26 protein-coding genes are annotated in these 22088 nt (G+C 29.7%); 17 read left to right on the top strand and 9 right to left on the bottom strand.

Translation table 11 applies throughout. The annotated features are described in order from the left end of the window. Positions 1 to 5: 5 nt before the first annotated feature. Genes ACQY31_RS04640 through ACQY31_RS04615 form a run of 6 tightly spaced genes read right to left on the bottom strand, consistent with a single transcriptional unit; the run spans position 6 to position 4246 of the window. Positions 6 to 386, bottom strand: a complete 381-nt coding sequence (locus ACQY31_RS04640) for a phosphate-starvation-inducible PsiE family protein (RefSeq protein ID WP_075504930.1) — start codon at positions 384 to 386, stop codon at positions 6 to 8. Further along, complete coding sequence (locus ACQY31_RS04635) at positions 386 to 844, bottom strand: hypothetical protein (protein WP_428078981.1); 459 nt, start codon at positions 842 to 844, stop codon at positions 386 to 388. Before ACQY31_RS04635 ends, ACQY31_RS04640 begins: the two co-directional genes overlap by 1 nt. Positions 845 to 897: 53 nt before the next feature. After that, positions 898 to 1515, bottom strand: coding sequence for a DsbA family oxidoreductase (locus ACQY31_RS04630; RefSeq protein ID WP_428078980.1), 618 nt, complete (start codon positions 1513 to 1515; stop codon positions 898 to 900). Between the two features lie 4 nt (positions 1516 to 1519). Beyond that, the gene (locus tag ACQY31_RS04625; RefSeq protein WP_428078978.1) at positions 1520 to 2707 is read right to left on the bottom strand and encodes an argininosuccinate synthase; all 1188 of its coding nucleotides are present in this window, start codon (positions 2705 to 2707) and stop codon (positions 1520 to 1522) included. A gap of 4 nt (positions 2708 to 2711) precedes the next feature. Next, positions 2712 to 3221, bottom strand: coding sequence for an invasion associated locus B family protein (locus ACQY31_RS04620; protein ID WP_428078976.1), 510 nt, complete (start codon positions 3219 to 3221; stop codon positions 2712 to 2714). Further along, positions 3212 to 4246: an aldo/keto reductase gene (locus tag ACQY31_RS04615; protein WP_428078975.1), complete on the bottom strand. Its 1035-nt coding sequence runs from the start codon at positions 4244 to 4246 to the stop codon at positions 3212 to 3214. The genes ACQY31_RS04620 and ACQY31_RS04615 overlap by 10 nt, the downstream gene beginning before the upstream one ends. Positions 4247 to 4324: 78 nt before the next feature. Here ACQY31_RS04615 and ACQY31_RS04610 point away from each other — a divergent pair, with 78 nt between their 5' ends. Beyond that, positions 4325 to 5086: a Bax inhibitor-1/YccA family protein gene (locus ACQY31_RS04610; RefSeq protein WP_428078973.1), complete on the top strand. Its 762-nt coding sequence runs from the start codon at positions 4325 to 4327 to the stop codon at positions 5084 to 5086. A gap of 1 nt (position 5087) precedes the next feature. On the opposite strand, the gene ACQY31_RS04605 is transcribed toward ACQY31_RS04610, so the two are convergent. Together ACQY31_RS04605 and ACQY31_RS04600 are read right to left on the bottom strand one after the other, a co-directional pair. Further along, the gene (locus ACQY31_RS04605; RefSeq protein ID WP_428078971.1) at positions 5088 to 5432 is read right to left on the bottom strand and encodes a DUF2794 domain-containing protein; all 345 of its coding nucleotides are present in this window, start codon (positions 5430 to 5432) and stop codon (positions 5088 to 5090) included. Then, positions 5425 to 5976 (bottom strand): septation protein A, encoded by a 552-nt coding sequence (locus ACQY31_RS04600; protein WP_428078969.1) that lies wholly within the window; start codon positions 5974 to 5976, stop codon positions 5425 to 5427. Before ACQY31_RS04600 ends, ACQY31_RS04605 begins: the two co-directional genes overlap by 8 nt. A gap of 87 nt (positions 5977 to 6063) precedes the next feature. Between ACQY31_RS04600 and hspQ the strand changes: the two genes are divergently transcribed. From hspQ to ACQY31_RS04525, 15 genes are all read left to right on the top strand, one after another. After that, complete coding sequence (gene hspQ, locus ACQY31_RS04595) at positions 6064 to 6384, top strand: heat shock protein HspQ (protein ID WP_262589942.1); 321 nt, start codon at positions 6064 to 6066, stop codon at positions 6382 to 6384. Between the two features lie 177 nt (positions 6385 to 6561). Beyond that, positions 6562 to 7269 (top strand): heme ABC transporter permease CcmC, encoded by a 708-nt coding sequence (gene ccmC, locus ACQY31_RS04590; RefSeq protein WP_428078967.1) that lies wholly within the window; start codon positions 6562 to 6564, stop codon positions 7267 to 7269. After that, positions 7266 to 7493 carry a heme exporter protein CcmD gene (locus tag ACQY31_RS04585; RefSeq protein ID WP_428078965.1) on the top strand — a complete coding sequence of 76 codons (228 nt, stop codon included), beginning with the start codon at positions 7266 to 7268 and terminating at the stop codon, positions 7491 to 7493. Before ccmC ends, ACQY31_RS04585 begins: the two co-directional genes overlap by 4 nt. Positions 7494 to 7503: 10 nt before the next feature. Then, entirely contained in the window at positions 7504 to 7923 is a 420-nt protein-coding gene (gene ccmE / locus ACQY31_RS04580) for a cytochrome c maturation protein CcmE (RefSeq protein ID WP_428078963.1), read from the top strand. After that, positions 7924 to 9798, top strand: coding sequence for a heme lyase CcmF/NrfE family subunit (locus tag ACQY31_RS04575; RefSeq protein WP_428078961.1), 1875 nt, complete (start codon positions 7924 to 7926; stop codon positions 9796 to 9798). Next, positions 9795 to 10313 (top strand): DsbE family thiol:disulfide interchange protein, encoded by a 519-nt coding sequence (locus ACQY31_RS04570; RefSeq protein ID WP_428078959.1) that lies wholly within the window; start codon positions 9795 to 9797, stop codon positions 10311 to 10313. The genes ACQY31_RS04575 and ACQY31_RS04570 overlap by 4 nt, the downstream gene beginning before the upstream one ends. Continuing rightward, entirely contained in the window at positions 10310 to 10669 is a 360-nt protein-coding gene (locus tag ACQY31_RS04565; protein WP_428078958.1) for a cytochrome c-type biogenesis protein, read from the top strand. The genes ACQY31_RS04570 and ACQY31_RS04565 overlap by 4 nt, the downstream gene beginning before the upstream one ends. Before the next feature lie 6 nt (positions 10670 to 10675). Continuing rightward, entirely contained in the window at positions 10676 to 11188 is a 513-nt protein-coding gene (locus tag ACQY31_RS04560) for an acyloxyacyl hydrolase (RefSeq protein ID WP_428078956.1), read from the top strand. 10 nt (positions 11189 to 11198) lie between these two features. Beyond that, on the top strand, positions 11199 to 12350 hold the full coding sequence (locus ACQY31_RS04555; RefSeq protein ID WP_428078954.1) for an alpha-hydroxy acid oxidase: 1152 nt from the start codon (positions 11199 to 11201) through the stop codon (positions 12348 to 12350). Positions 12351 to 12422: 72 nt separating this feature from the next. After that, positions 12423 to 13586 carry a pyridoxal phosphate-dependent aminotransferase gene (locus ACQY31_RS04550; protein WP_428078952.1) on the top strand — a complete coding sequence of 388 codons (1164 nt, stop codon included), beginning with the start codon at positions 12423 to 12425 and terminating at the stop codon, positions 13584 to 13586. Between the two features lie 3 nt (positions 13587 to 13589). Next, positions 13590 to 15086 carry an FAD-linked oxidase C-terminal domain-containing protein gene (locus ACQY31_RS04545; RefSeq protein WP_428078950.1) on the top strand — a complete coding sequence of 499 codons (1497 nt, stop codon included), beginning with the start codon at positions 13590 to 13592 and terminating at the stop codon, positions 15084 to 15086. Then, a complete protein-coding gene (locus ACQY31_RS04540) occupies positions 15040 to 16317 on the top strand; it encodes an FAD-binding protein (protein WP_428078948.1) in 1278 nt (425 codons plus the stop codon). The genes ACQY31_RS04545 and ACQY31_RS04540 overlap by 47 nt, the downstream gene beginning before the upstream one ends. Further along, positions 16317 to 17606 (top strand): glycolate oxidase subunit GlcF, encoded by a 1290-nt coding sequence (gene glcF, locus ACQY31_RS04535; RefSeq protein ID WP_428078946.1) that lies wholly within the window; start codon positions 16317 to 16319, stop codon positions 17604 to 17606. The genes ACQY31_RS04540 and glcF overlap by 1 nt, the downstream gene beginning before the upstream one ends. A 7-nt stretch (positions 17607 to 17613) precedes the next feature. Beyond that, the gene (locus tag ACQY31_RS04530; protein ID WP_428078944.1) at positions 17614 to 18567 is read left to right on the top strand and encodes a 2-hydroxyacid dehydrogenase; all 954 of its coding nucleotides are present in this window, start codon (positions 17614 to 17616) and stop codon (positions 18565 to 18567) included. A gap of 6 nt (positions 18568 to 18573) precedes the next feature. Then, positions 18574 to 19779, top strand: a complete 1206-nt coding sequence (locus tag ACQY31_RS04525; RefSeq protein ID WP_428078942.1) for an MFS transporter — start codon at positions 18574 to 18576, stop codon at positions 19777 to 19779. Here the strand turns inward: ACQY31_RS04525 and ACQY31_RS04520 are convergent. After that, positions 19776 to 20864, bottom strand: coding sequence for a GAF domain-containing protein (locus ACQY31_RS04520; RefSeq protein WP_428078940.1), 1089 nt, complete (start codon positions 20862 to 20864; stop codon positions 19776 to 19778). The two genes, ACQY31_RS04525 and ACQY31_RS04520, sit on opposite strands and share 4 nt — an antisense overlap. 143 nt (positions 20865 to 21007) lie before the next feature. Here ACQY31_RS04520 and ACQY31_RS04515 point away from each other — a divergent pair, with 143 nt between their 5' ends. Beyond that, positions 21008 to 22069: an NAD(P)-dependent alcohol dehydrogenase gene (locus ACQY31_RS04515; RefSeq protein WP_428078938.1), complete on the top strand. Its 1062-nt coding sequence runs from the start codon at positions 21008 to 21010 to the stop codon at positions 22067 to 22069. The last annotated feature ends 19 nt before the right edge of the window (positions 22070 to 22088 follow it).

Below are 22088 nucleotides of genomic sequence, written 5' to 3'. Positions count from 1 at the left end.
TTAAATTATTTTGATTTTTTTTTCTTTAAACCTAATTTGTCACTGTGTCTTAATCTTAAGACAACAATTGCTCCAGCAATTAATAAAATTGCTACTGCTTCATAAACAAGTGCAGTAGGATCCATTTCTTTTCCTTGTAAAATAATAAATCGTGCAAGAGCAGTAATTGCAATTAGCAGTGGAAGGGTAATACTAATTGATTGTTGGTTCCAAAACACTCTAACCATTGCTAGGACTTCTAAATAAAGAAACATTAATAATAGATCAGCTAATGTTACAGATTGATTTAAGAACATATTTTTCATCTCAATTCCAACAGCAATAACTGTGCTGATTAAGATAATAACCATCAATGCTAGTTGTAAGTTTTTTGCTATCTTATCCATTATTTATCTTTACTGAAAGGTAACCATTTTTCAAATACTGATTTTGATGGCCCATCATATGGAATTGAATAAGAACTTGGATTTGGACTTGTTAATACTTCAATACCTTTTGAAAAAACAAATATAAATACTATTACAAAAACAATCACCATTATTTTAAAAGGATCAAAATTTCTAGTTTGAAATACACTGCTAGATCTTTCTTCTGCTTTGTGAAACTGTTTAAAAGTCATGTAGACTGCAAATATCAATCCTATGTGAGCCACATAAAGACCAGCCCAACCAAAAGCAAATGTTGTGTATGAGAATACATATAAACTAAAAACTGTAGTCCAAATAAAACTTAGAACTAATAGAATTTGAAGTCTAACTGTTTTTGGGAGTGCTCGAAGATCATTTTTACTATCATCAAACAAAATGTTTGCAGCATCTTTCATCCAGTTTTTTAATGAATCCATGTAATTAACATATAGTTTTAAAAAGTTATAACAAAGGAAAAATTGTCTTAGCCTTAGTTTAAGTTTGAATTTATTGTATTTTCAAAGTGAATAACACTTTGAGCACCTGATATAAAATCATTTCCTATTTCATAAAAAGGGACAACACTTATATTCTTTTTTTTAGCAATTAATATTTTTGAATTTACATCTTTAATATTTTCATCATTAATAAAATTTTTAAACATCTCTTCAGAAATATCATGTTGTTTTGCAATATTAGTTAAAACATCAATATCTCCTATATCGAGACCATTTATAAAATATGATTGATAAATTTTTTCTTTTATCTGGTTTTGTATATTAAACTTTTCACTCAAAATTATTAGTAAATGAGATAGAACTGTATTTGGAGTTTTTTTTATTTTATCTAAATTAAAATTCATTCCAGACTCTTTTGCTTTTAATTTCATATTTTCATACATGGGATCTGCAAATTTTTTACCACCAAATTTTATTTCAAGATATTTATCTCTAGAAATACCTTCATTTGGCATATCTGGGTTTAATTGAAAAGGTATATGTTTAATTTCAAACTTTATATTGGGAAATTTTTTAAGTGCTGTATTTATATTTTTATGACCTATGTAACACCATCCACAAATAGTGTCTGCGAATATATTTATTTTCATCTATTTATGAACGAAGCTTTTTCTTGTGAAAATTTATAAATCTTTCAACATTAGATTTATTAAATGTTTTGTTTTCTTCAAAAGAAACTTTTTTCATAGAGTAGGCTGAACTATTTGTTTTACGAGACTCGATTATTACATTTCCTTTATAAAGTTTAAGTTTCACTGAGCCATTAACTTTATTTCTTTTAAGATCCACAATTTTTTGAAGTTTAAATCTTTCTTTAGAATACCAATAACCATTATAAATTAGCTCTGCATATCTTGGCATAATTTGATCTTTTTTGTGCATTGTTTCTTTATCTAAAGTTACAGACTCTATTGCTCTATGCGCATGAATTAACAAAGTTCCACCTGGTGTTTCGTATACTCCACGAGATTTTATTCCAATAAATCTATTTTCAACTAAATCAACTCTTCCTATTCCATTTTTTCCAGCAATGTTGTTCAATTTTTCTAATAGTTTTGAAGGAGACATTTTTTTTCCATTAATTGCAAAGGGATCTCCATTTTTAAAATTGATGGTAATAAATGAAGGCTTGTTAGGAGCTCTCTCAGGAGAAACTGTTCTTTGGAAAATAAATTCTGGCGCAGAATTTTTTGGATTTTCTAATACTTTCCCTTCAGTTGATGTATGAAATAAATTGTCATCTACTGAAAAAGGTGGAGCACCTTTTTTATCTTTTGGTATTGGTATCTCATGTTTTTTTGCATAGTTAATTAAATCAGTTCTTGATTTTAATTTCCAAATTCTCCATGGAGCAATAATTTTTATTTTCGGTCCAAAGTAATGATAGCCTAGTTCAAATCTTACTTGGTCGTTTCCTTTTCCTGTAGCACCGTGTGAAACTGCATTAGCTTTAAATTTTTTAGCAACTCTTATTTGGTCTTTTGCAATTAGTGGCCTAGCAATAGAAGTTCCTAAAAGATACACTCCTTCATAAATTGCATGTCCTCTAATCATTGGATAAACGTAATCTTTTACAAAAGTATCTTTTAAATCTTGGATAATAATATTTTTTACACCAAATTTTTTTGCATTTTTATAAATTTTTTTTCTATCAATTTCTTGACCAACATCAGCTGTGTAACAAATTACTTCAGCGTTATAATTTTCTTGAAGCCATTTTAAAATTATGGACGTGTCTAAACCGCCTGAGTATGCAAGCACAATTTTATTTTTTGATTTCATTTAATTATGTACAAGCTTTTTTTGATGCGTTGTAAGCTTTAGTAAATCCAAGTAAAGAATAATGATCAATTGTTTGGGATCCATTTTGATTGTATCCTGTAATCATTATTCTTGATCCTTTTTTCATTCTTTTAATCATTTTAATTTCAATTTTGTTATCAGCAATCCATGCAAATCCTTGTTGCATAATATCAAATTTAAATTTACTTTTTCCAGATGCTGCAATAACAGAATTCTTGTTATTAAATTCATATCCAGGTGTAACACTTACTTCATTTGAAATATTTTCCTCTGGTCTAAAAGTTACAAACAGTTTAGCCTCTCTTTTGTTTGATTTTGGTGCTTGAAGCACAGGTGCTGATTGAGCAAAACATACTTTGCCATCAGGTTCGTATGCCACCATTGCCTCCCAATCTTTATATTTACCAATTTTTTTTACTTCCTGAGCAAACAGATGATTTGAATTTAAAATAAATACAGTTGATAAAATTATTATTTTTTTAATTAAGGACATGGGTTTGGATAAATTGTTTGAACTTGATTGATTTCTTCAATGACATCATCAGATAAATTTACATTTACACTTTCTATATCTGATTTCAACTGCTCCATTGTAGTTGCACCTATAATAACACTTGTCATAAATTCTTGGATTTCACAGAATTTAATAGACATTTGAGTCATATTTAAATTGTGTTTTTTGCAGATTTTAAAATAAAGTTCTACAGCAGCCTCTGTATTTGGTTTTCTATATCGTGTCCAAAAATTCCAATCTCTTTGCATCCTTGATCCTTTTGGAAAATTTTTATTTCTATATTTTCCAGTTAAATACCCACTTGCTAAAGGTGAATAGGCAAGACATCCAATTTTTTCTCTAATTGAAACTTCTGCCAACCCAACTTCATATGTTCTATTTAATAAGTTGTAAGGATTTTGAATAGACATCATCCTTGGTAAATTTTTATCTTTTGATAACTTCAGATAATTTAATGCCCCCCAAGGAGTTTCATTTGATAATCCTACATATCTTATTTTTCCAGCTTTAATATATTTATCTAATTCCCCAAGAACATCTTCAAATTGATTCCAATCATTTTCTTTATGAACATAGCCAAGTCTTCCAAAATTATTTACATTTCTTTCTGGCCAATGAAGTTGATATAAATCAATATAATCTGTTTTAAGTCTTTTGAGACTATTGTTTAAAGCAGACTCTAAGTTTGGACCTGTAAAACTGTTTTCCCCATTTCTTAAATAATCTCTTGCTGGACCAGCAACTTTTGTAGCTAGAATAACTTCTTTTCTTTTCTTTGTTTTTTCAAACCAATTACCAATTATTTCCTCAGTGTCCCCATAAGTTTCTTTACGAGGAGGAACAGCATATAATTCAGCTGTGTCCCAAAAATTAACTCCGTTGCTTAACGCAAAGTCCATTTGTTCAAAGGCTTCAATTTGAGTATTTTGTTCTCCCCAAGTCATTGTACCGAGACAAATTGTACTTACATCAAGATCGGTATTTCCCAATTTTTTGTAATTCATTAATGTTTATGTTAACTTTTTATTAATCTTTTAAGGTACCTTGAATAATTATTAAAAGACTATTATATGTAACATATTATGGAATTTGATAAAAACGGAATATTAAACAGAGCAAAGTCAGCGCAACAAACTGCAGCTGTAATGGATGAAGGCTTAAGAGCCTACATGTTAAAAGTTTACAACTATATGGCAACAGGTGTGTTGCTAACCGGGATCATCGCACTAATAACATTTAAGATGTCAGTAGTCACTGATCAATCAGGTGCAATTGTTGGATTAACACAAATGGGAAATGCAATTTATTTATCAGGACTTAAATGGTTGGTAATGTTAGCTCCGTTAGGTATTGTTTTTTATATGAGTTTTGGAATTAATAAGATGAGCGCATCAAAAGCACAAACAACATTTTGGGTGTTTGCAGCCTTGATGGGACTTTCATTATCTTCAATCTTATTAGTTTACACTGGTATGAGCGTAACAAGAGTATTCTTCATAACTTCAGCAACATTTGGAGCGATGAGTATTTATGGTTATACAACTAAAAGAGATTTAACAAAACTTGGCTCGTTTTTAATGATGGGTTTAATCGGAATTATTATTGCATCAATTGTTAATATCTTCATGCAATCATCAATGATGTATTTTGTAATATCAATCTTAGGTGTTTTAATTTTTGTGGGCTTAACGGCTTATGACACTCAAAAAATTAAAAACATGTATGTTGCAAGTGACTCCGGTGAAATCGTTGGAAAAAAAGCAGTAATGGGTGCTTTAACATTATACTTGGACTTCATTAATTTGTTTATAATGTTATTAAGACTTTTTGGTCAAAGACGATAATTTATTTTTGAAGTTTCTTCCAATTAGTATTTTTAAGTAAAGACTTAAGCTCGTAAGAATTTTTTAAAATCTTTCCACTTGTATCTGTGATTAAGTATTTTAAATTTTTATTTTTTGGCTTAAAATTTTTACATATCTTATAAAGCGCATTTTCAGCAGCATTTCTAAATACACTAAAACTCACTTGTTTGCTTGATATGTTAAGACCATAATCTTTCCAAGAACCTTCTGAAACCATCTTTGCATAGAGATCTAGAATTATTTTAAGCTCATCTTTTTCAAAAAATTGCTTTTCCTCTATTCTGTTATATGGATTGTTTACTACTAATCTTAAGTTATTACGCATCAATTTTATGTTTATTTATTAAAGGTACCTGAAATCCAGTAAACACTATTGTTATTGGAAGCATTCCCCATACTTTAAAATTAACCCAAAATTCTTCAGTTTGCGTTCTCCATATAAATTCATTTAAAAGAGCAAGACCGAAGAAAAAAAACATCCATCTTCGATTTAAAATTTCCCATCCGATATCTGACAAAGGTATTGATTTACCCATTATTTTTTTAAGCACAGGTTCTTTAGTGAAATATTTTCCAAAAAATAAAGCTAAAGCGAACATAATATTTATTATTGTTGGTTTTAAATAAATAAAAATAGGGTCATCAAAATAAATTGTTAATCCACCAAAAAAAGTAATTAGAATTCCACTTAACAAAGGCATCGGGGGGATTTTTTTTTCAAAAAACCAAACAACAGCTAATGCAATGATAGTTGCAACTATTAAGGGAGGAATTGCGACTGATAAATTTTTCCCACTGTTATAATAATAGAAAAAAAATATTGCTAGAGGTCCAAAATCAGTAACAAATTTTAAAAAAGATTTATTCACTTAAAAGATATTAACATATTTGCCACATCACAAAACATTAATATTTTTTACATTGATTTTTATTTTTAAATACCCATACTAACTAACATGGCAATCCAAAAAGCTAAATTCTCAATCGGAGATATTGTAAAACACAAGCACTTTGAATTTAGAGGTGTTATTTACGATGTAGACTTCGAGTTTAACAATTCAGAGGAATGGTATCAGTCTATTCCAAAAAACGTTAGACCAAGAAAAGATCAGCCTTTTTATCATTTACTTGCTGAAAATGATGAAATTACTTATGAAGCTTATGTTTCAGAACAAAATCTTTTGATGGACGATTCAGACGAGCCTATAAAACATCCGCTAATTGAGGAAATTTTTTCAGGTAAAAAAGGCTCAAGTTATTTCAAGCTTTCCAATTAATTATCATTATTCAAACACATTTAGCTCCAATCTAGGCCACACTAATTTTTTATAAAATTGTCATATTCTGATCAAGAGTGTTAAAAGTTAATCTTTCTTTATTATCTCCCCCTCTTCATTCTTGATCAGATAATTTTTCGCAATAGTATTTTTAAAATAAATCCCTAAATTAGGGATATGTTTAAACTTCTAGAGCCAAATAAAATTTTTCAAATTACTTCGAAGGCACCAAAATATGTTTTGTTTTTATTTGTTGTTGTCCTATCTGTTGGATTAGTTGAAGCACTCATATTGTCTCCAGAAGATTATAAGCAGAGTGACGCTGTTAGAATTATGTATGTTCATGTCCCTGCCGCATGGATTTCTCTTGGAATTTTTTCTTCGATAACCGTCTTATCAATTTCAGGATTTATTTTTAAAAACAAAAATTTTTTTTTAATATCTAAAAGTTTAGCACCCTCAGGTTTTGTTTTTAATATTATTGCTTTAGTGACTGGTTCTATTTGGGGGAAACCTACTTGGGGTACATGGTGGGCCTGGGACGCGAGGATTACTTCGATGTTAATTTTAGCTCTATTTTATGCTCTATATTTAATCTCTTGGAGAATTTACGAAAATGAAGAAAAAGTTTTTAAAATCTCAACTTTTATTACTATTCTTGGAATTATAAATGTCCCTATAATTAAGTACTCTGTTGATTGGTGGAATACACTTCATCAACCTGCTTCAATAAACATCTTATCAAAAAGCTCAATTCATTCGTCAATGCTTTATCCATTATTGATAATGACTGCGGCATTTGCTCTATTTTCGTTGTTAATTTTCTTAATGAAATATAATACAGAACTGATAAAAATTAAAAATAAAGGTTTAGATAGACTATGATTAATCAATTATTATTTATGAATGGATATGCAGTTTACGTATTGTCTGCATTTGGTTTTACTTTATTAAGTTTCCTAAGTTTATATTTAGTAACAAAAGTTCAATTTATTAGAGAGCAAAATAAATTTGTTGCTAAATTTGGATCACTTAACACTGAACAAGCTAATTCTGCAAAATTACAAAGAATAAATAAAGAAATTTTAGCTGAAGCAACAAATAACTAATTTTTGATCGATGTATGGTCGAAAAGTTAAGTTAAGACTTCTGTTTGTTTCAACTATTTTATTAATTTTAATATTAACAGTTTTTTTAGTTTTAAAATCTTTAGAAGAAAACGTTGTTTATTTTCAATCTCCTTCAGAGATTAAGTCATTAACTGAGCTGAAAAATAATAAAATCAGAGTAGGCGGAATGGTTAAGAAAAATTCTATTAGTATGAATTCTAATGAAGTGAATTTTATTATTACAGATTTTAAAAATGAGATTAATGTTAGTTATTCAGGTGCAGTCCCAAATTTATTTGAAGAAGGAAAAGGAGTTGTAGCTGAAGGTGTTTTGAAAGATAGAAATTTCCTTTCAGCAACAAAAATTTTAGCAAAGCATGATGAAAATTATATGCCTCCTGAGGTTAAAGCTGCATTGGAGGGAAATTAATTGATTTATAGCGCTGTTGGATACTATGCACTAATTTTAGGATTAATTAGTGGTTCAATTTTGATTTATTTTTCTGTTCAAAATTTTAGAAATTCAGAAATTTTAGATACTAAAATATTATCATTATCATTTTTACAATTATTTTTTGTTGTTATTAGTTTTTTTGGTTTAGTTTTATCTTTTATAGTTTCAGATTTTAGTAATGAAACTGTATTTAATAATTCCCATACCACCAAACCTTTATTTTATAAAATTACAGGAACTTGGGGAAACCATGAGGGTAGTTTGTTATTGTGGTTGTTGGTTTTAACATTATTCATTTTCATTTTTTTATTAAGGACAAATAATCAATCAATAAAATATAAAACTTTAACAACAATATTTCAGCAGATAATAATAATTGGTTTTTTTATATTTTTATTAAAAACTTCTAATCCATTTAATTACTTGTTCCCAATTCCTGAGGAAGGTTTAGGTTTAAATCCAATCTTGCAGGATCCCGCATTAGCAATTCATCCACCTATTTTATATTTAGGCTATGTTGGTTCATCAATAATATTTTCCTCTGCATTAGCAGCAACAACTTTAAAAATGGTTTCAGGAAGCTGGGCAACTCATATAAAAAAATGGACTTTAGTTTCATGGATATTTTTGACATTAGGAATTTTACTAGGTTCTATTTGGGCATATTATGAACTTGGATGGGGAGGATTTTGGTTTTGGGATCCAGTTGAAAATGTATCTCTTATGCCTTGGTTAGCATTAACCACATTATTACATTGTGTATTAGTTTTAGAGAGAAAATCGATTTTAACTTCTTGGGTTATAATTTTATCTATAGCTACATTCACACTTAGTATGTGTGGAACTTTCTTAGTTAGATCAGGTATTCTTAATTCAGTTCATACTTTTGCTAATGACCCCGAAAGAGGTCTATTCATATTAATATTTTTGTTTGTTCTAATTTTTATTTCTTTATTTATTTTTTTCTTTTTTCATAAAGAGGACCAAAAAAATTCAATAAATCTTTTTTGGTTGAGTAAAGAAAGTGCAATTATATTGAATAATTGGTTCATGATGTATTTTTTATCTGTAGTTTTAATTGGTACAGTATATCCAATTTTTTTAGATGTAATTTCTTCAGAAAAGATATCGGTCGGTCCACCGTTTTACCATAAACTAATTATCCCTTTTTTAATTCCATTTTTATTTGCTATGGCAATTGGACCTCAATTGAAATGGATTAAATCTAACTTAGAAAGTAAAAAAATTCTTATATTCTTATTATTTATATCTATTTTAATATCTTATTTAGTTGTTAAGAATTTTGATAAAAATTTACTTGTAAACACTATTTTAATATCAAGCGCATTTTATTTGTTTTTTGTTACCCTAAGGGATTTTTTTACAAAAAAATTTAAAAACATTTCTCAAAATATTGCTCACTTTGGTTTTAGCTTATTAATTTTAAGTATTTTATTCAATAATTTGCTTTCTAGCGAAGTAATAACCAATCTTAAAGTTGGTGAAAGTTATGAAAATTCAAAAATTAAAATTAAACTTGAAGATATAAAGCAGAGAGACGAAAAAAATTATAACTCAGTAGTAGCAAATTTTGAAATAATTTCGTCAAATGGAAAGATTAATAAAATGTCTCCAGAGTTAAGAATTTATAATCAGCCAAATATAGTAACTAGTGAAGCTGATATCAAAACCACTCTGATGAAAGATAAATTTATTGTCATAAACTTAGTACAAAATCAGGAATATTTTAACGTTAGATATCAAGACAAACCTTTCATGCTTTGGATATGGTTATCAGTGTTATTATTAAGTATGGGTGGAATATTAAGTTTTTTCAAAAAGAGAATATGAAAGATAAATTAATACCTTCAATAATAATAATAAGTTTTATAATTATTTTTTTAATATTTTATAAAGGTTTGCAAGAAACAAACATCTACACTCCTAAGTCAGAAATAAAAAAAGATATTCCAATTTTTTCTAGTATTAAGTTTGATAGCAAAGAAAAAGTTAATTCATTAGAAATATTTAATTCAAATAAATTTTATTTATTAAACATATGGGCCTCGTGGTGTGTACCTTGTAGACAAGAACATTCTTATTTAATGAGATTAAGTGAAAACAATAAAGTAACTTTAATTGGATTAAATTATAAAGATAATTTTAATAACGCTCAAAATTTTCTAACAAAATTGGGAAATCCATACGAAACAATAATATTAGATGGAGACGGTACAATTTCAATAGAGTGGGGAGCATACGGTGTGCCAGAAACCTTTTTGATACATAAAAATAAAATAGTTGCAAAATACATTGGACCACTAAATGAACAATTAATTAATGAAATTAACTCAATTATAAAATGAGAATTTTAAAAATTATTTTAATTATTTTATTATTAATTCCAAATTTATTATTTGCTGATGATCAGCTTGAAAGAAATAACATTACCAAAAATTTAAGATGTTTAATTTGTCAGGGTCAATCAGTATACGACTCAGACTCTGATTTCGCAAATAGCATGAAAATTTTAGTTGATAAAAAACTTGAAGAAGGATTATCTGAAAATGAAATTTATGATTTTTTTAAGGAAAAATATGGTGAGTGGATTTTGTATGACCCCAGCTTAAATAAAAACACTTATATTCTTTGGATATTGCCAATATTGATATTTTTACTTGGAGGTGCAATAATCTTTAAAAAACTGAAATTTAAAAATTAATCCAAAATGTATCTAAAAAAAATACTAATTTTATTTTCATTTCTAACATTTACGATTTCATTAAATGCAGAAGAAATCAAAAACAGAGATTTAAATACTGAGTTTAATATTTACACAGGAATGTTTGATTTTAGTGATGATGGAAAAAAATCAACTTTAATAGGTTTTCAACATCAAAATGAAAACCTAAACAGAGATACTTTTTTGGGAAATTTATCACCTATTACAGGCGCCCTTATTACTGCAGATAATGCAGCTTATGTTTATACAGGAGTAGAGGCACAATATAAAATAGGATCTTTAAATTTTAATCCAAGTTTTACACCAGGATTATATCACGAAGGTGATGGAAAAGATCTTGGTCACGTCTTAGAATTTAAGTCTGAACTACAGATTTCTTTAGATATGTCTGAGAGCAGTCAATTTGGTTTTTCATATAATCATATATCTAATGCAAGTTTAGGAAGTAAAAATCCTGGGGCAAATAGTTATATGTTTAATTTCTTTAAAAGCTTCTAAGTAAACTCTTATGAATTTAAATGATTGTTATAATTTTGATGATTTTAGAAAATTAGCCAAAAAAAAATTACCAGCTCCAATATTTCACTATATTGATGGAGGTGCTGATGATGAGATAACTTTAAATAGAAATACAGCTTCGTTTAACGACTGTGATTTAGTTCCTAATATTTTGAATAGTGTTGGAGAACCAGATTTATCCACAACAGTTTTTGGGAGAAAAATTGATATGCCATTATTTTTGTCTCCTACAGCAATGCAAAGCTTGTATGATCCAGAAGGCGATAAAGCTTCAGCTAGGGCGGCAGAAAAATTTAATACGATTTATAGCATGTCTACGATGGCATCATTTTCAATCGAAGAAGTTGCAAATGTTTCTAGTGGTCCAAAACTTTTTCAACTTTATATTCATAAGGATAAATCAATCACTGATGATTTAATTGATAGATGTAGTAGAGCAAATTTTGACGGTATGTGCATTACTGTTGATACATTAGTTGCAGGTAACAGAGAAAGAGATCATAGAACTGGTTTTACTACCCCGCCTAAATTTACCTTAGATAGTTTATTAAGTTTTGCTATGAGACCTGGTTGGGTTTTTAAATATTTTACAAACAAAAAATTTGAATTAGCAAATATCAAAAACAAAACTGATAAAGGGACAAACATAGCTAAATCAGTAATGGATTATATTAATGAACAATACGATCCGGCAATGAATTGGAAAGATGCAGAATACTGTATTAAAAAATGGAACAAACCAATGGCACTAAAAGGAGTGATGTCTGTTGAAGATGCAAAGAGAGCAATTGATATAGGTTGTACAGCAATAATGATATCTAATCATGGTGGAAGACAATTGGATGGATCGAGATCCCCTTTTGATCAAGTTAAAGCAATTTCAGATGCGGTAGGAGATAAATTAGAAATAATTCTAGATGGTGGAGTAAGAAGAGGAACACATGTTTTAAAAGCTCTTGCTGCTGGTGCAACAGCTTGTAGTTTTGGAAAAGCTTTTCTTTTTAGTTTAGGTGCTGGAGGGCAAAAAGGTGTTGAAAGATTGCTAGAGAACATGCAAAAAGAAATTAGAAGAAACATGATTTTGATGGGATGTAAATCTGTAAAAGATCTCGACGCGTCAAAAATAATCTACAGAAGTTAAGATAAATAAAGAAAATTAAAATTTATCTTAATAGACAATCAACTTAATTTATGTATATTTTCCAACTTTATTATGAAACTAGCAGCATCACTTAATAGACTTGGAACAGAAAGTGCTTTTTCAGTTTTAGCAGAAGCTAAAAAATTGGAAGCACAAGGAAACCCAATGATACATCTTGGATTGGGTCAACCAGATTTTAAAACACCTAAACATGTAGTTGAAGCTGCAAAAAAAGCTTTAGATGATGGTCACCATGGATATGTACTTTCAAACGGAATTTTAGAGTGTAGACAAGCAGTAACTAGATGGATCAAGAAAAGATACAACACTGAAGTAGATCCAGAAAGAATTACCATAATGCCAGGTGGTAAACCCACAATGCATTATGCGATACAGTGTTTTGGTGAGCCAGGAGCAGAAATTATTCATCCAACACCAGCTTTTCCTATCTATGAGTCTATGATTAATTATACAGGCTCTACAGCTGTACCTTATGATTTAACAGAAGATAAAGATTTAAAATTTAGTGCAGATAAGATTTTATCTTTAATAACTGAGAAAACTAGATTGTTAATTATAATCAATCCTAACAATCCAACTGGAAGTTTTGTTGAGAAATCTGAAATTGATAAATTAGCAGAGGGTTTAAAAAAACATCCTCATGTTACTATCTTAAGTGATGAAATTTACAGTAGACAAATATTTGATAATAAAGAAATGCCAACATTTTTTAATTATCCAGAGTTAAGAGAAAGACTAATTGTTTTAGAAGGCTGGAGTAAAGCTTACTCAATGACAGGTTGGAGATTAGGTTGGAGTTTTTGGCCTGAAAACTTAATTGAACATATTAATAAATTATTAATCAACAGTGTTTCTTGTGTTAACGCTGCAGCTCAATTTGCAGGAATAGCAGCGTTAGATGGACCAGACGATTCAATTGATTTGATGATGGAAAAATTTACTCAAAGAAGAAAATTAATCCATAAAGGACTGAATAGTCTTCCCGGAGTAGAATGCAGTTTACCAGGTGGAGCATTTTATGCGTTTCCAAAAGTTATAGGAACTGGAATGGATGGTTCTGAGTTTTGTAAAAAAGCTATGCATGAAGCAGGCGTTGCTATTGTCCCAGGCACAGCATTTGGAAAAACATGCAAAGATTACGTAAGATTTAGCTTTGCTGCATCTCAGGATAACATTTCTAACGCATTGGAAAACATCAAAAAAATGCTAGGTTAAGCTATGTCTGAAATAGCTTTACCAAAAGTTGATAGGTCAATAGTAAGTAAAAAAGGAACTATTGTATCAAATCTAAAAAAATTCACTTTAAAAGAAAATGTTTTAAGTGAATTGGATGAGATTAAACCTTACGAAACAGACGCATTGGCAGCATATAAGAATCTGCCTTTAGCAGTAGTGCTTCCTGAAAACACAGAGGAAGTAAGTGAAATTTTAAAATACTGTCATCAAGAAAATATAAAAGTTATTCCACGAGGAGCAGGAACAGGACTTTCAGGTGGAGCTTTACCTCTAAACGATGCAATTATTTTAGGTTTAGGAAAATTTAATAAAATTTTAGATATTGATTTTGAAAATAAATGTGTAGTTACACAACCTGGTGTAACCAACTTATCCATAACACATGCAGTAAAACACAAAGGTTACTACTACGCTCCAGATCCTTCTAGTCAATTAGCTTGTTCTATAGGTGGAAATGTTGCTGAAAACTCAGGCGGTGTTCATTCACTTAAATATGGAACAACAACAAATAATATACTGGGTGTTGAAATGGTCATGATGGATGGGACCATTTGTAGATTAGGTGGAAAAACTTTGGATCAAGAAGGATATGATTTATTAGGATTAATTTGTGGCTCAGAAGGATTGCTAGGAGTAATTACTGAAGTAACTGTAAAAATATTGAAAAATCCTCAAACAGTAAAAGCAGCCTTAATTGGTTTTCCAACCATTGAAGATGGAGGTAATTGTGTAACAGATATTATTTCTAACGGTATTGTGCCAGCTGGAATGGAAATTATGGATAAAGCATTAATAGATGCAACAGAAAAATTTGTTCATGCAGGATACCCAATGGATGCTGAAGTTTTGATGATAGTTGAATTAGATGGGACAAAGTCTGAGGTAGATGAACTATTTAAAAAAATAAAAGAAATTGCTGAAAAAAATAAATCGAATAGTTTTAAATTAAGTAAATCAGAAAAAGAAAGATTAGGATTTTGGTCTGGAAGAAAAGCTGCATTCCCAGCTTGTGGTGCAATGGCACCAGATTACTATTGTATGGATGGAACAATTCCTAGAGGAAAATTATCTGTCATACTTAAAGAAATAAGCAGATTATCAAAAAAATATAATTTAGGAGTTGCAAATGGTTTCCATGCAGGGGATGGAAATCTACATCCTTTAATTCTTTTTGACGGCAGTGATAAAGAACAGTTGAGAAGAACTGAAGAGTTTGGGGCTGAAATTTTAAAGGCGTGTGTGAGAATGGGAGGTGCATTATCTGGTGAGCACGGAATTGGAATAGAAAAAAGAGAATTAATGTGTGAGGCTTTTAATGATATTGATATCCAGCAACAGCTTAATATTAAAAAATGTTTAGATGAAAAAAATCTCTTAAATCCTGGAAAAGTTTACCCAATTTTAAGAAAATGTGCTGAGGAAGGAAGGGTTCATGTTCACCGAGGAGAAGAAAAATTCCCAGATCTTCCAAGATTCTAATCACTTGTTACCAAAAAGCGAACTTGAAGTTTCAAATATAATTAAAGAAGCTTACAAAAAGAAACTTCCAATTGATATTCATGGAGCAAATACAAAAAAATTTATAGGTTACAATGTCCAGGCTGCTAAAAGTTTAGATTTATCAAGTTTAAATGGAATAATCGAGTATTTACCAGAGGAACTTTATATTAAAGTAAAACCAGGAACTTTACTTGAGGATGTTGAGACCGCTTTAGAAAAAAATAATCAAGAGCTTTCTTTTGAACCAACTGATTTTGGTTACATCAAAAATGGAAAATCAAGCAAAGGAACTGTAGGTGGTTGTGTTGCCTGTAATTTTGCAGGATCTAGAAGATTTAAGTCAGGCAGCGTTAGAGATTTTGTTTTAGGTTTCAGAGGTGTAAATGGTAAAGGAGATATAATTAAATCAGGTGGTACTGTTGTAAAAAATGTTACAGGCTATGATTTATCTAAATTAGTCAGTGGATCCTTTGGAACATTGGTGGCATTAACTGAAATAACTTTAAAAATTTCAGCAAAGAAGCCTTCACAAAATACAATTGTTATTTATGAAAATGATCCAAAGGTTATCTCAGAATTATTTCAAAAGGTACTTAGCTCGAGTAACGAAATTTCAGGTGCAGTTTTTATTCCTGATGAGCCACAAAATAAAAAATTTGATTTAAACAAAAGTAAAGCATTTAAATTTAATGATTTAGATCAAGAAGGTTCATTTTTTGCCTTAAGAGTTGAAGGTGATAAAAATTCAATAAAGGAGCGAATTAAAGATATTTCAAATGAGTTAGATTTAAAAAAACATAAAACTTCTAATTTAGATCCTCATCAATCACTTCTTTTTTGGAAAAGTGTAAATAGTTTACAATTATTTTCTGAGACAAAAAATAATTTGCTAAGAGTCGTTGTACCTCCAGCTAACAGTGAAAAGGTAATGAACAATATAAAAAATAAATTTAAGTATTTTATAGATTGGTCTGGATCACTATTCTGGATAGAAGTTCCTGGAAAAGATGAAGGTAAGTTAAAAGAAGTAAAAAAAATGACCCTTCAAAACAATGGATACTTAACAATTATCAAGAAATCAGAGGAGTTTGATTTTTCAGAAAAAATATTCACTATTGATGATACTAAACTAATGATTTCCAAAAAGATTAAAGAAAGCTTTGATCCAAAAGGAATATTTAACCCAGGTAAAATGTATAAGGATTTTTAATGCAAACAAATTTTTCAGAAACACAACTCAAAGATAAGGACAATCAATCTTCTGAGAAAATATTTAAAAAATGTGTTCATTGTGGAATGTGTAATGCAACATGTCCAACTTATGGAATTTTAGGAGATGAATTAGATGGTCCAAGAGGAAGAATTTACCTTATTAAAGATATGTTGGAAAATAATAAGAAACCAACTGAAAAAGTCGTTAAACATATAGATAGATGCCTTTCTTGTTACAGCTGTATGACCACATGTCCAGCGGGTGTAAATTATATGCACTTAATTGATCATGGAAAAAAATATATTGAAAAAAATTATGAGAGATCTTTTTTTGATAAACTAATTAGATATTTTTTATCAATCACTTTACCAAATGTTAAAGTATTTAGACTCTCAAGTTTTTTTGTTAAATTGGTAATGCCATTTAAATTCTTAATGCCTACAAAGATTAAAGACATGATTGAATTAATGCCAACTACTTTTCCAAAAAAAACTTTACCTAATAAAGAAATTTATAAAGCTACAGGAAAGAAAAAAATCGCGCGAGTAGCTTTGCTAACTGGATGTGTTCAAAAAGAAATTTCGCCACAAATTAATGAAGCCACAATAAGATTGCTAAATCGACATGGAGTTGAGGTTGTGGTGCCAAAAAAAATTCGTTGCTGCGGATCTTTAAACCATCATCTTGGAAAAGAAAAAGATGCCCACCAAGATTTCAAAAATAACATAAATACTTGGTATGAAGAACATCAAAACGGAAATTTAGATGCAATTTTATCTAATACATCGGGTTGTGGTACTACCATGAAGGATTATGGTTTTATTTTTAGAGATGACAAAGAGTTAAGTAAAAAAGCTAAAGTCATATCAAATCTTACAAGAGATATTTCTGAATACATTTTTGAAAGTTTAAAACTAAATATAAAATCAAAAGGAAAGAAATATAAAGTTGCTTATCACTCTGCATGTTCAATGCAGCATGGTCAAAAAGTTCATTCACAACCAATTTCATTGCTTGAAAAAACTGACAATGAAATTATGGAAATTCCTGAAGGACATATTTGTTGTGGATCAGCTGGAACTTACAATATTTTACAATCAAAAATTGCAAAACAACTATTAAAAAACAAGGTAAATAATATAGAAAGTTTAAATCCTGATTTTATTTCAACAGGAAATATTGGTTGTATTACCCAAATTTCTCATGGTACTAAAGTCCCAATTTTACATACAATTGAAGTTTTGGATTGGTACACAGGCGGTCCCAAACCTGAAATTTTAAAATAGGGGTTTTATGAAAAAAATTTTAATTACTAGAAGACTGATCCGAGAGAGCGAAGATAAAGCATCAAAATTATTTGAAGCTAAATTTAATTCTAATGATGAACTTTATTCACAATCAAAAATTATTGAAATGAGTGAAGGATGTGATGGAATTTTATCATCTTTAACTGAAAAATTAGATGCTGATACAATAAATAAACTTCCAGATAGTATTAAAATAATTTCAAATTTTGCAGTTGGTTTTGGAAACATTGATTTAGATGCTGCTAAAAAAAGAGGTATTGCTGTCACTAATACCCCAGAAGTTTTGTCAGATGCTACAGCTGAGATAGGAATATTACTTATATTAGGAGCTTGTCGAAGAGCGTCAGAGGGAATTGAGTCTGCTCGTGAAGGTGGATGGAAATGGTCCGCAGATTATTTAATTGGAAAACAGTTAACAGGAACAAGATTAGGAATTTTAGGTATGGGTCGTATCGGTCAAAAAATTGCAAATATTGCTAAATCTTTAGGCATGGTTATTCATTATCATAATCGTTCAAAATTAAGTGAAGATAAAGAGCAGGGTGCAACTTATCATGACAATATAAAAAGTCTTTTTTCAGTGTCAGATGTTTTATCTATCTGTTGTCCAGCTACAAAAGAAACAGAAAATTTAATAAATAAAGATACAGTTGAGTATTTCCCTAAAGGTGCTGTGATAACAAATGTTGCTCGAGGTGATATAGTTGATGATGACGCTTTAATTGATGCATTGAATAGAAGAAAAATTTATGCTGCAGGATTAGATGTTTATAAAAATGAACCAAACTTAAATCCTGGTTATTTAAAAATCCCGAGTGTTTTTGTTTTGCCTCATTTAGGAAGTGCTACAAAAGATACTAGAATTGCAATGGGAAATTTAGCAATAGACAATATAGAAGAATTTTTTAGAACTGGTAATTGCGTTAATAAAGTTAACTAAATTTTAATGAATAAACCTGTTCTAGCTAAATCAAAAGCTATTATAATTTTTTTAGTTTTTGCTTTAGGATATTTTATTTCTACTCTCTTAAGAGCAATAACTGCAACAATTTCACCTGAATTAGTAAATGAATTTAATCTTTCTGCAGGAGAGCTTGGATTATTGGGAGGTGGATATTTTCTAGGATTTGCAAGTGTACAAATCCCTTTAGGTTATTTATTAGATTTAAGAGGTCCAAGAAAAATTGTTTCATACTTTTTATCATTAACCATTGTTGGTTTATTAATATTTGCTCTCGCTCAGAATTTTTTAACTCTTTTAGTATCTAGAATAATTATAGGAGTTGGTGTTGGAGCTTGTTTAATGGGGCCTTTGACTGCTTATCGGATTTGGTATCAAGATGAAACTCAACAACGTGCAAACTCATGGATGTTAATGGTTGGTGCAATTGGTATGTTGTCATCAAGTTTACCGGTTCAATTTTTCTTACCCATCATCGGTTGGAGAAATATATTTTTTCTTTTAGCTTTCATAACTTTGGTTTGTATAATTTTGATAATTATTTTTATTCCTCAGTGGACTTCAAAAGGTAATCAGAGAAGTGACGATGCAAAATTGAGTATTGTTTGGGAAAATCAATTTTTCAAAAGTGTTATTCCAATGGGTTTTTTTAGTACGGGAGGATTATTTGCTATCCAAACACTATGGGCTGGTCCTTGGATGATAAAAGTTTCTGGGTACACACCAGAAGAAAGTGCAAAAGGTTTATTTTTAATTTATTTTTTTACGCTGTTATCATTTTTAATATGGGGCTATTTTGTTCCGAAATTTTCAAAGAACGTTCATGATGCAATCAGATTGTTGAAATATGGTTCACCATTAAGTTTATTGGTATTGGGTGTAATTATTTATCTAGGTCCAAATACAGAGTCAATTCATTGGGCATTATTTATAGTTTCAGCTGTATTTTTGTCTTTAATCCAACCAGCAGTTGGTATGGCTTTTTCAATATCTAATGCAGGTAAGGCTCTAACTTCCTATAATTTATTAATATTTATAGGTGCCTTCTTTCTGCAATGGATAATCGGCCTTATTATAGATTTAGGATTAAGTTTAAATTATTCTGAAATTGCTTCATTTCAATTAGCAATGTCTTTTGTGCTAGTTACATCTTTAACTTCTTATTTATATTTTTTATTAAAAAATAATTAATTTAGATGCTTATAAATTGTAGTTCTAGATACACCTAATTTTCTTGATGCTGCAGAAATATTATTAGTCTCACTAAAAGTTGATCTAATTAGAATACATTTTTCTCTTTTAATTTTTGTATCCTCACAATTTTTACAAGCATAAGTTTTGTTTTCTTTATTAGTTTCTATAAGTTTACTTTCTTTAAAATTTTGACTTTTGACTGCAAAAACAGATGAACCTAAATGATCTGTTATTTTTAAAATTTTATTATTTAAGATATCTGTTGCAATTGATGAAAATGAAGTTGCAAAAATTTTATTAAAATTTTCATTTTTTAAATCAACCAAACCGTTAAGCATAATTTTTGCATTATTATTTGCACCCACAATCAATCCATCTCCATTTATTGCCAGCATTCCTACACTAGTTGTATTTAGATATTCTTGTCTTGGATGAAAAGAAATAATTAATTCGTTTTCAAATTTCTTAATAAATAATTTTGTTTCGATACTTCTAGTTGCAAGTCTTACTAAAGCTAGTGTATGTTGTTCTCTAGACATCGAGTCTGTTGAAGCATCTATAATACCAATAATTTTACCATCATAATTTATAATTGGACTTGCAAAGCAGGATATATTTTCATGAGCTGTAAAAAAGTGTTCTTTACCTGAAACGATAGTTGGTTTTTTAAGTTCAACGGATAAGCCAAGTCCGTTTGTTCCACAAATCTTTTCTGCCCAAATTGAACCTGGTATTACTGTTTTACCAACATCAGTTTGTAAACAAGATTTGTCATAAATTGTATCTAAGACCAATCCCTTCTCATCTGAGTAAGCTACCATAAAATTCGTTCCCGCTATTTGGGAATATAAAAGTTCGAGTTCAGGAATAATTATTCTTCTGACAGCCTCGTTTCGCTCTTTAATTTCTTTTAGCTCAATAGATGAAATCACACTTTGTTTAGGATCGTTAAATGGATCAAGACCTTCATTGATGCACCTCAACCAACTTTCATTGATATCTTTTCCCATTTCATAGGAGGCCATGCCTCTTTTTTGTAGTATGTTTTTTAGTTCTTCGTTTGAGTTACTTAAGCTTGACATTTTAAAAGTTTATTAGTTTTTTTAGATACAACAACCAACCACAGGTTGTAATTGTTAACTTTTTGTACATATAAAGATGGCGTTGACTCCCCTCAATATGAGAACTTTAATAGTGTAAATAAAATATTAAAGGAGAGATAATAATGAAGGCACAGGTTTTACATAAATATGACCCTGAAATGAAAGAAAAAGTCTGGGTCACAGGTGAGGAGATGCCAGATCCTAAAATTGATAAGGCATCAGATGTAATTGTTAAAATTGGTGCTGCAGGAGTTTGCAGAACTGATTTACATATTATTGAGGGAGTTTGGAAACACATTCAAGATCCAGATGGAAAATTATTACCATGTGTAATGGGACATGAAAACGCTGGTTGGGTAGAAGATGTAGGTTCAGACGTTACTGAATTTAAAAAGGGTGATCCTGTAATATTACACCCACTTATTTCTGGAACAGGAGGAACTTGTTTAGATTGTAGAAGAGGTAATGATATGCATGCTGAAGCAGGTGCATTTCCTGGATTAAGTATTAAAGAAGGTGGCTACGCTGAACTATTAAAAACCAGCGTTAGAAATCTAATTAAACTTCCAAAAGTATTAGCGCCCAAAGATGTTGCGCCTTTTTCAGATGCAGGTCTTACAGCTTATAGAGTGGTAAAAAAAGCAACAAGACATTTGCTACCTGGTCAGAGCTGTACAATTATTGGTGCAGGAGGTTTAGGTCACATCGCTATTCAATGTTTAAAAGCTATGTGTGCAGCAGATATTATTATTGTTGAAAAATCTGATGCAGCATTAAAACATGCAATGGAACTTGGTGGTGACCACGGAGTTTTAATTGATGGAAACGAAATTGAAAAAGTTCAGGAACTAACAAAAGGAAAAGGTTCTGAAGCTGTAATTGATTTCGTAGGTGAAAAAGGATCTACTGCCATGGGAATTCAAATGACTTCTAATGGTGGTTTTTACTACATTGTTGGATATGGTGAAGAAATTAAATCACTTGCAGTTGATTTGATTATTTCTGAGAAAACAATTGTAGGTAATTTAGTGGGAACGTGGTCTGAATTATATGAATTAATGGAGTTAGCTGACAGAGGTAAAGTTAAGCTCTCTATGCAAGAGTATAGTTTAGACGATGCTAATAAAGCGCTTCATGATCTTAACGATGGTAAGGTTAAGGGACGAGCTGTTTTAGTTCCATAAAAAAAAAAGAGAGGTGATA

The organism is Candidatus Pelagibacter sp. (assembly GCF_965262185.1).
Lineage (GTDB): Bacteria > Pseudomonadota > Alphaproteobacteria > Pelagibacterales > Pelagibacteraceae > Pelagibacter.
Note: the sequence above shows the minus strand (reverse complement) of the source record. Positions and strands in the feature narration are given on the sequence as shown.

What these genes read in the sequence shown, in the direction of transcription:
- ACQY31_RS04640 (WP_075504930.1), bottom strand. Translation starts at nt 386, where the DNA reads ATGGATAAGATAGCAAAAAACTTACAACTAGCATTGATGGTTATTATC.
- ACQY31_RS04635 (WP_428078981.1), bottom strand. Translation starts at nt 844, where the DNA reads ATGGATTCATTAAAAAACTGGATGAAAGATGCTGCAAACATTTTGTTT.
- ACQY31_RS04630 (WP_428078980.1), bottom strand. Translation starts at nt 1,515, where the DNA reads ATGAAAATAAATATATTCGCAGACACTATTTGTGGATGGTGTTACATA.
- ACQY31_RS04625 (WP_428078978.1), bottom strand. Translation starts at nt 2,707, where the DNA reads ATGAAATCAAAAAATAAAATTGTGCTTGCATACTCAGGCGGTTTAGAC.
- ACQY31_RS04620 (WP_428078976.1), bottom strand. Translation starts at nt 3,221, where the DNA reads ATGTCCTTAATTAAAAAAATAATAATTTTATCAACTGTATTTATTTTA.
- ACQY31_RS04615 (WP_428078975.1), bottom strand. Translation starts at nt 4,246, where the DNA reads ATGAATTACAAAAAATTGGGAAATACCGATCTTGATGTAAGTACAATT.
- ACQY31_RS04610 (WP_428078973.1), top strand. Translation starts at nt 4,325, where the DNA reads ATGGAATTTGATAAAAACGGAATATTAAACAGAGCAAAGTCAGCGCAA.
- ACQY31_RS04605 (WP_428078971.1), bottom strand. Translation starts at nt 5,432, where the DNA reads ATGCGTAATAACTTAAGATTAGTAGTAAACAATCCATATAACAGAATA.
- hspQ (WP_262589942.1), top strand. Translation starts at nt 6,064, where the DNA reads ATGGCAATCCAAAAAGCTAAATTCTCAATCGGAGATATTGTAAAACAC.
- ccmC (WP_428078967.1), top strand. Translation starts at nt 6,562, where the DNA reads ATGTTTAAACTTCTAGAGCCAAATAAAATTTTTCAAATTACTTCGAAG.
- ACQY31_RS04585 (WP_428078965.1), top strand. Translation starts at nt 7,266, where the DNA reads ATGATTAATCAATTATTATTTATGAATGGATATGCAGTTTACGTATTG.
- ccmE (WP_428078963.1), top strand. Translation starts at nt 7,504, where the DNA reads ATGTATGGTCGAAAAGTTAAGTTAAGACTTCTGTTTGTTTCAACTATT.
- ACQY31_RS04570 (WP_428078959.1), top strand. Translation starts at nt 9,795, where the DNA reads ATGAAAGATAAATTAATACCTTCAATAATAATAATAAGTTTTATAATT.
- ACQY31_RS04565 (WP_428078958.1), top strand. Translation starts at nt 10,310, where the DNA reads ATGAGAATTTTAAAAATTATTTTAATTATTTTATTATTAATTCCAAAT.
- ACQY31_RS04560 (WP_428078956.1), top strand. Translation starts at nt 10,676, where the DNA reads ATGTATCTAAAAAAAATACTAATTTTATTTTCATTTCTAACATTTACG.
- ACQY31_RS04555 (WP_428078954.1), top strand. Translation starts at nt 11,199, where the DNA reads ATGAATTTAAATGATTGTTATAATTTTGATGATTTTAGAAAATTAGCC.
- ACQY31_RS04550 (WP_428078952.1), top strand. Translation starts at nt 12,423, where the DNA reads ATGAAACTAGCAGCATCACTTAATAGACTTGGAACAGAAAGTGCTTTT.
- ACQY31_RS04545 (WP_428078950.1), top strand. Translation starts at nt 13,590, where the DNA reads ATGTCTGAAATAGCTTTACCAAAAGTTGATAGGTCAATAGTAAGTAAA.
- ACQY31_RS04540 (WP_428078948.1), top strand. Translation starts at nt 15,040, where the DNA reads ATGTTCACCGAGGAGAAGAAAAATTCCCAGATCTTCCAAGATTCTAAT.
- glcF (WP_428078946.1), top strand. Translation starts at nt 16,317, where the DNA reads ATGCAAACAAATTTTTCAGAAACACAACTCAAAGATAAGGACAATCAA.
- ACQY31_RS04530 (WP_428078944.1), top strand. Translation starts at nt 17,614, where the DNA reads ATGAAAAAAATTTTAATTACTAGAAGACTGATCCGAGAGAGCGAAGAT.
- ACQY31_RS04525 (WP_428078942.1), top strand. Translation starts at nt 18,574, where the DNA reads ATGAATAAACCTGTTCTAGCTAAATCAAAAGCTATTATAATTTTTTTA.
- ACQY31_RS04520 (WP_428078940.1), bottom strand. Translation starts at nt 20,864, where the DNA reads ATGTCAAGCTTAAGTAACTCAAACGAAGAACTAAAAAACATACTACAA.
- ACQY31_RS04515 (WP_428078938.1), top strand. Translation starts at nt 21,008, where the DNA reads ATGAAGGCACAGGTTTTACATAAATATGACCCTGAAATGAAAGAAAAA.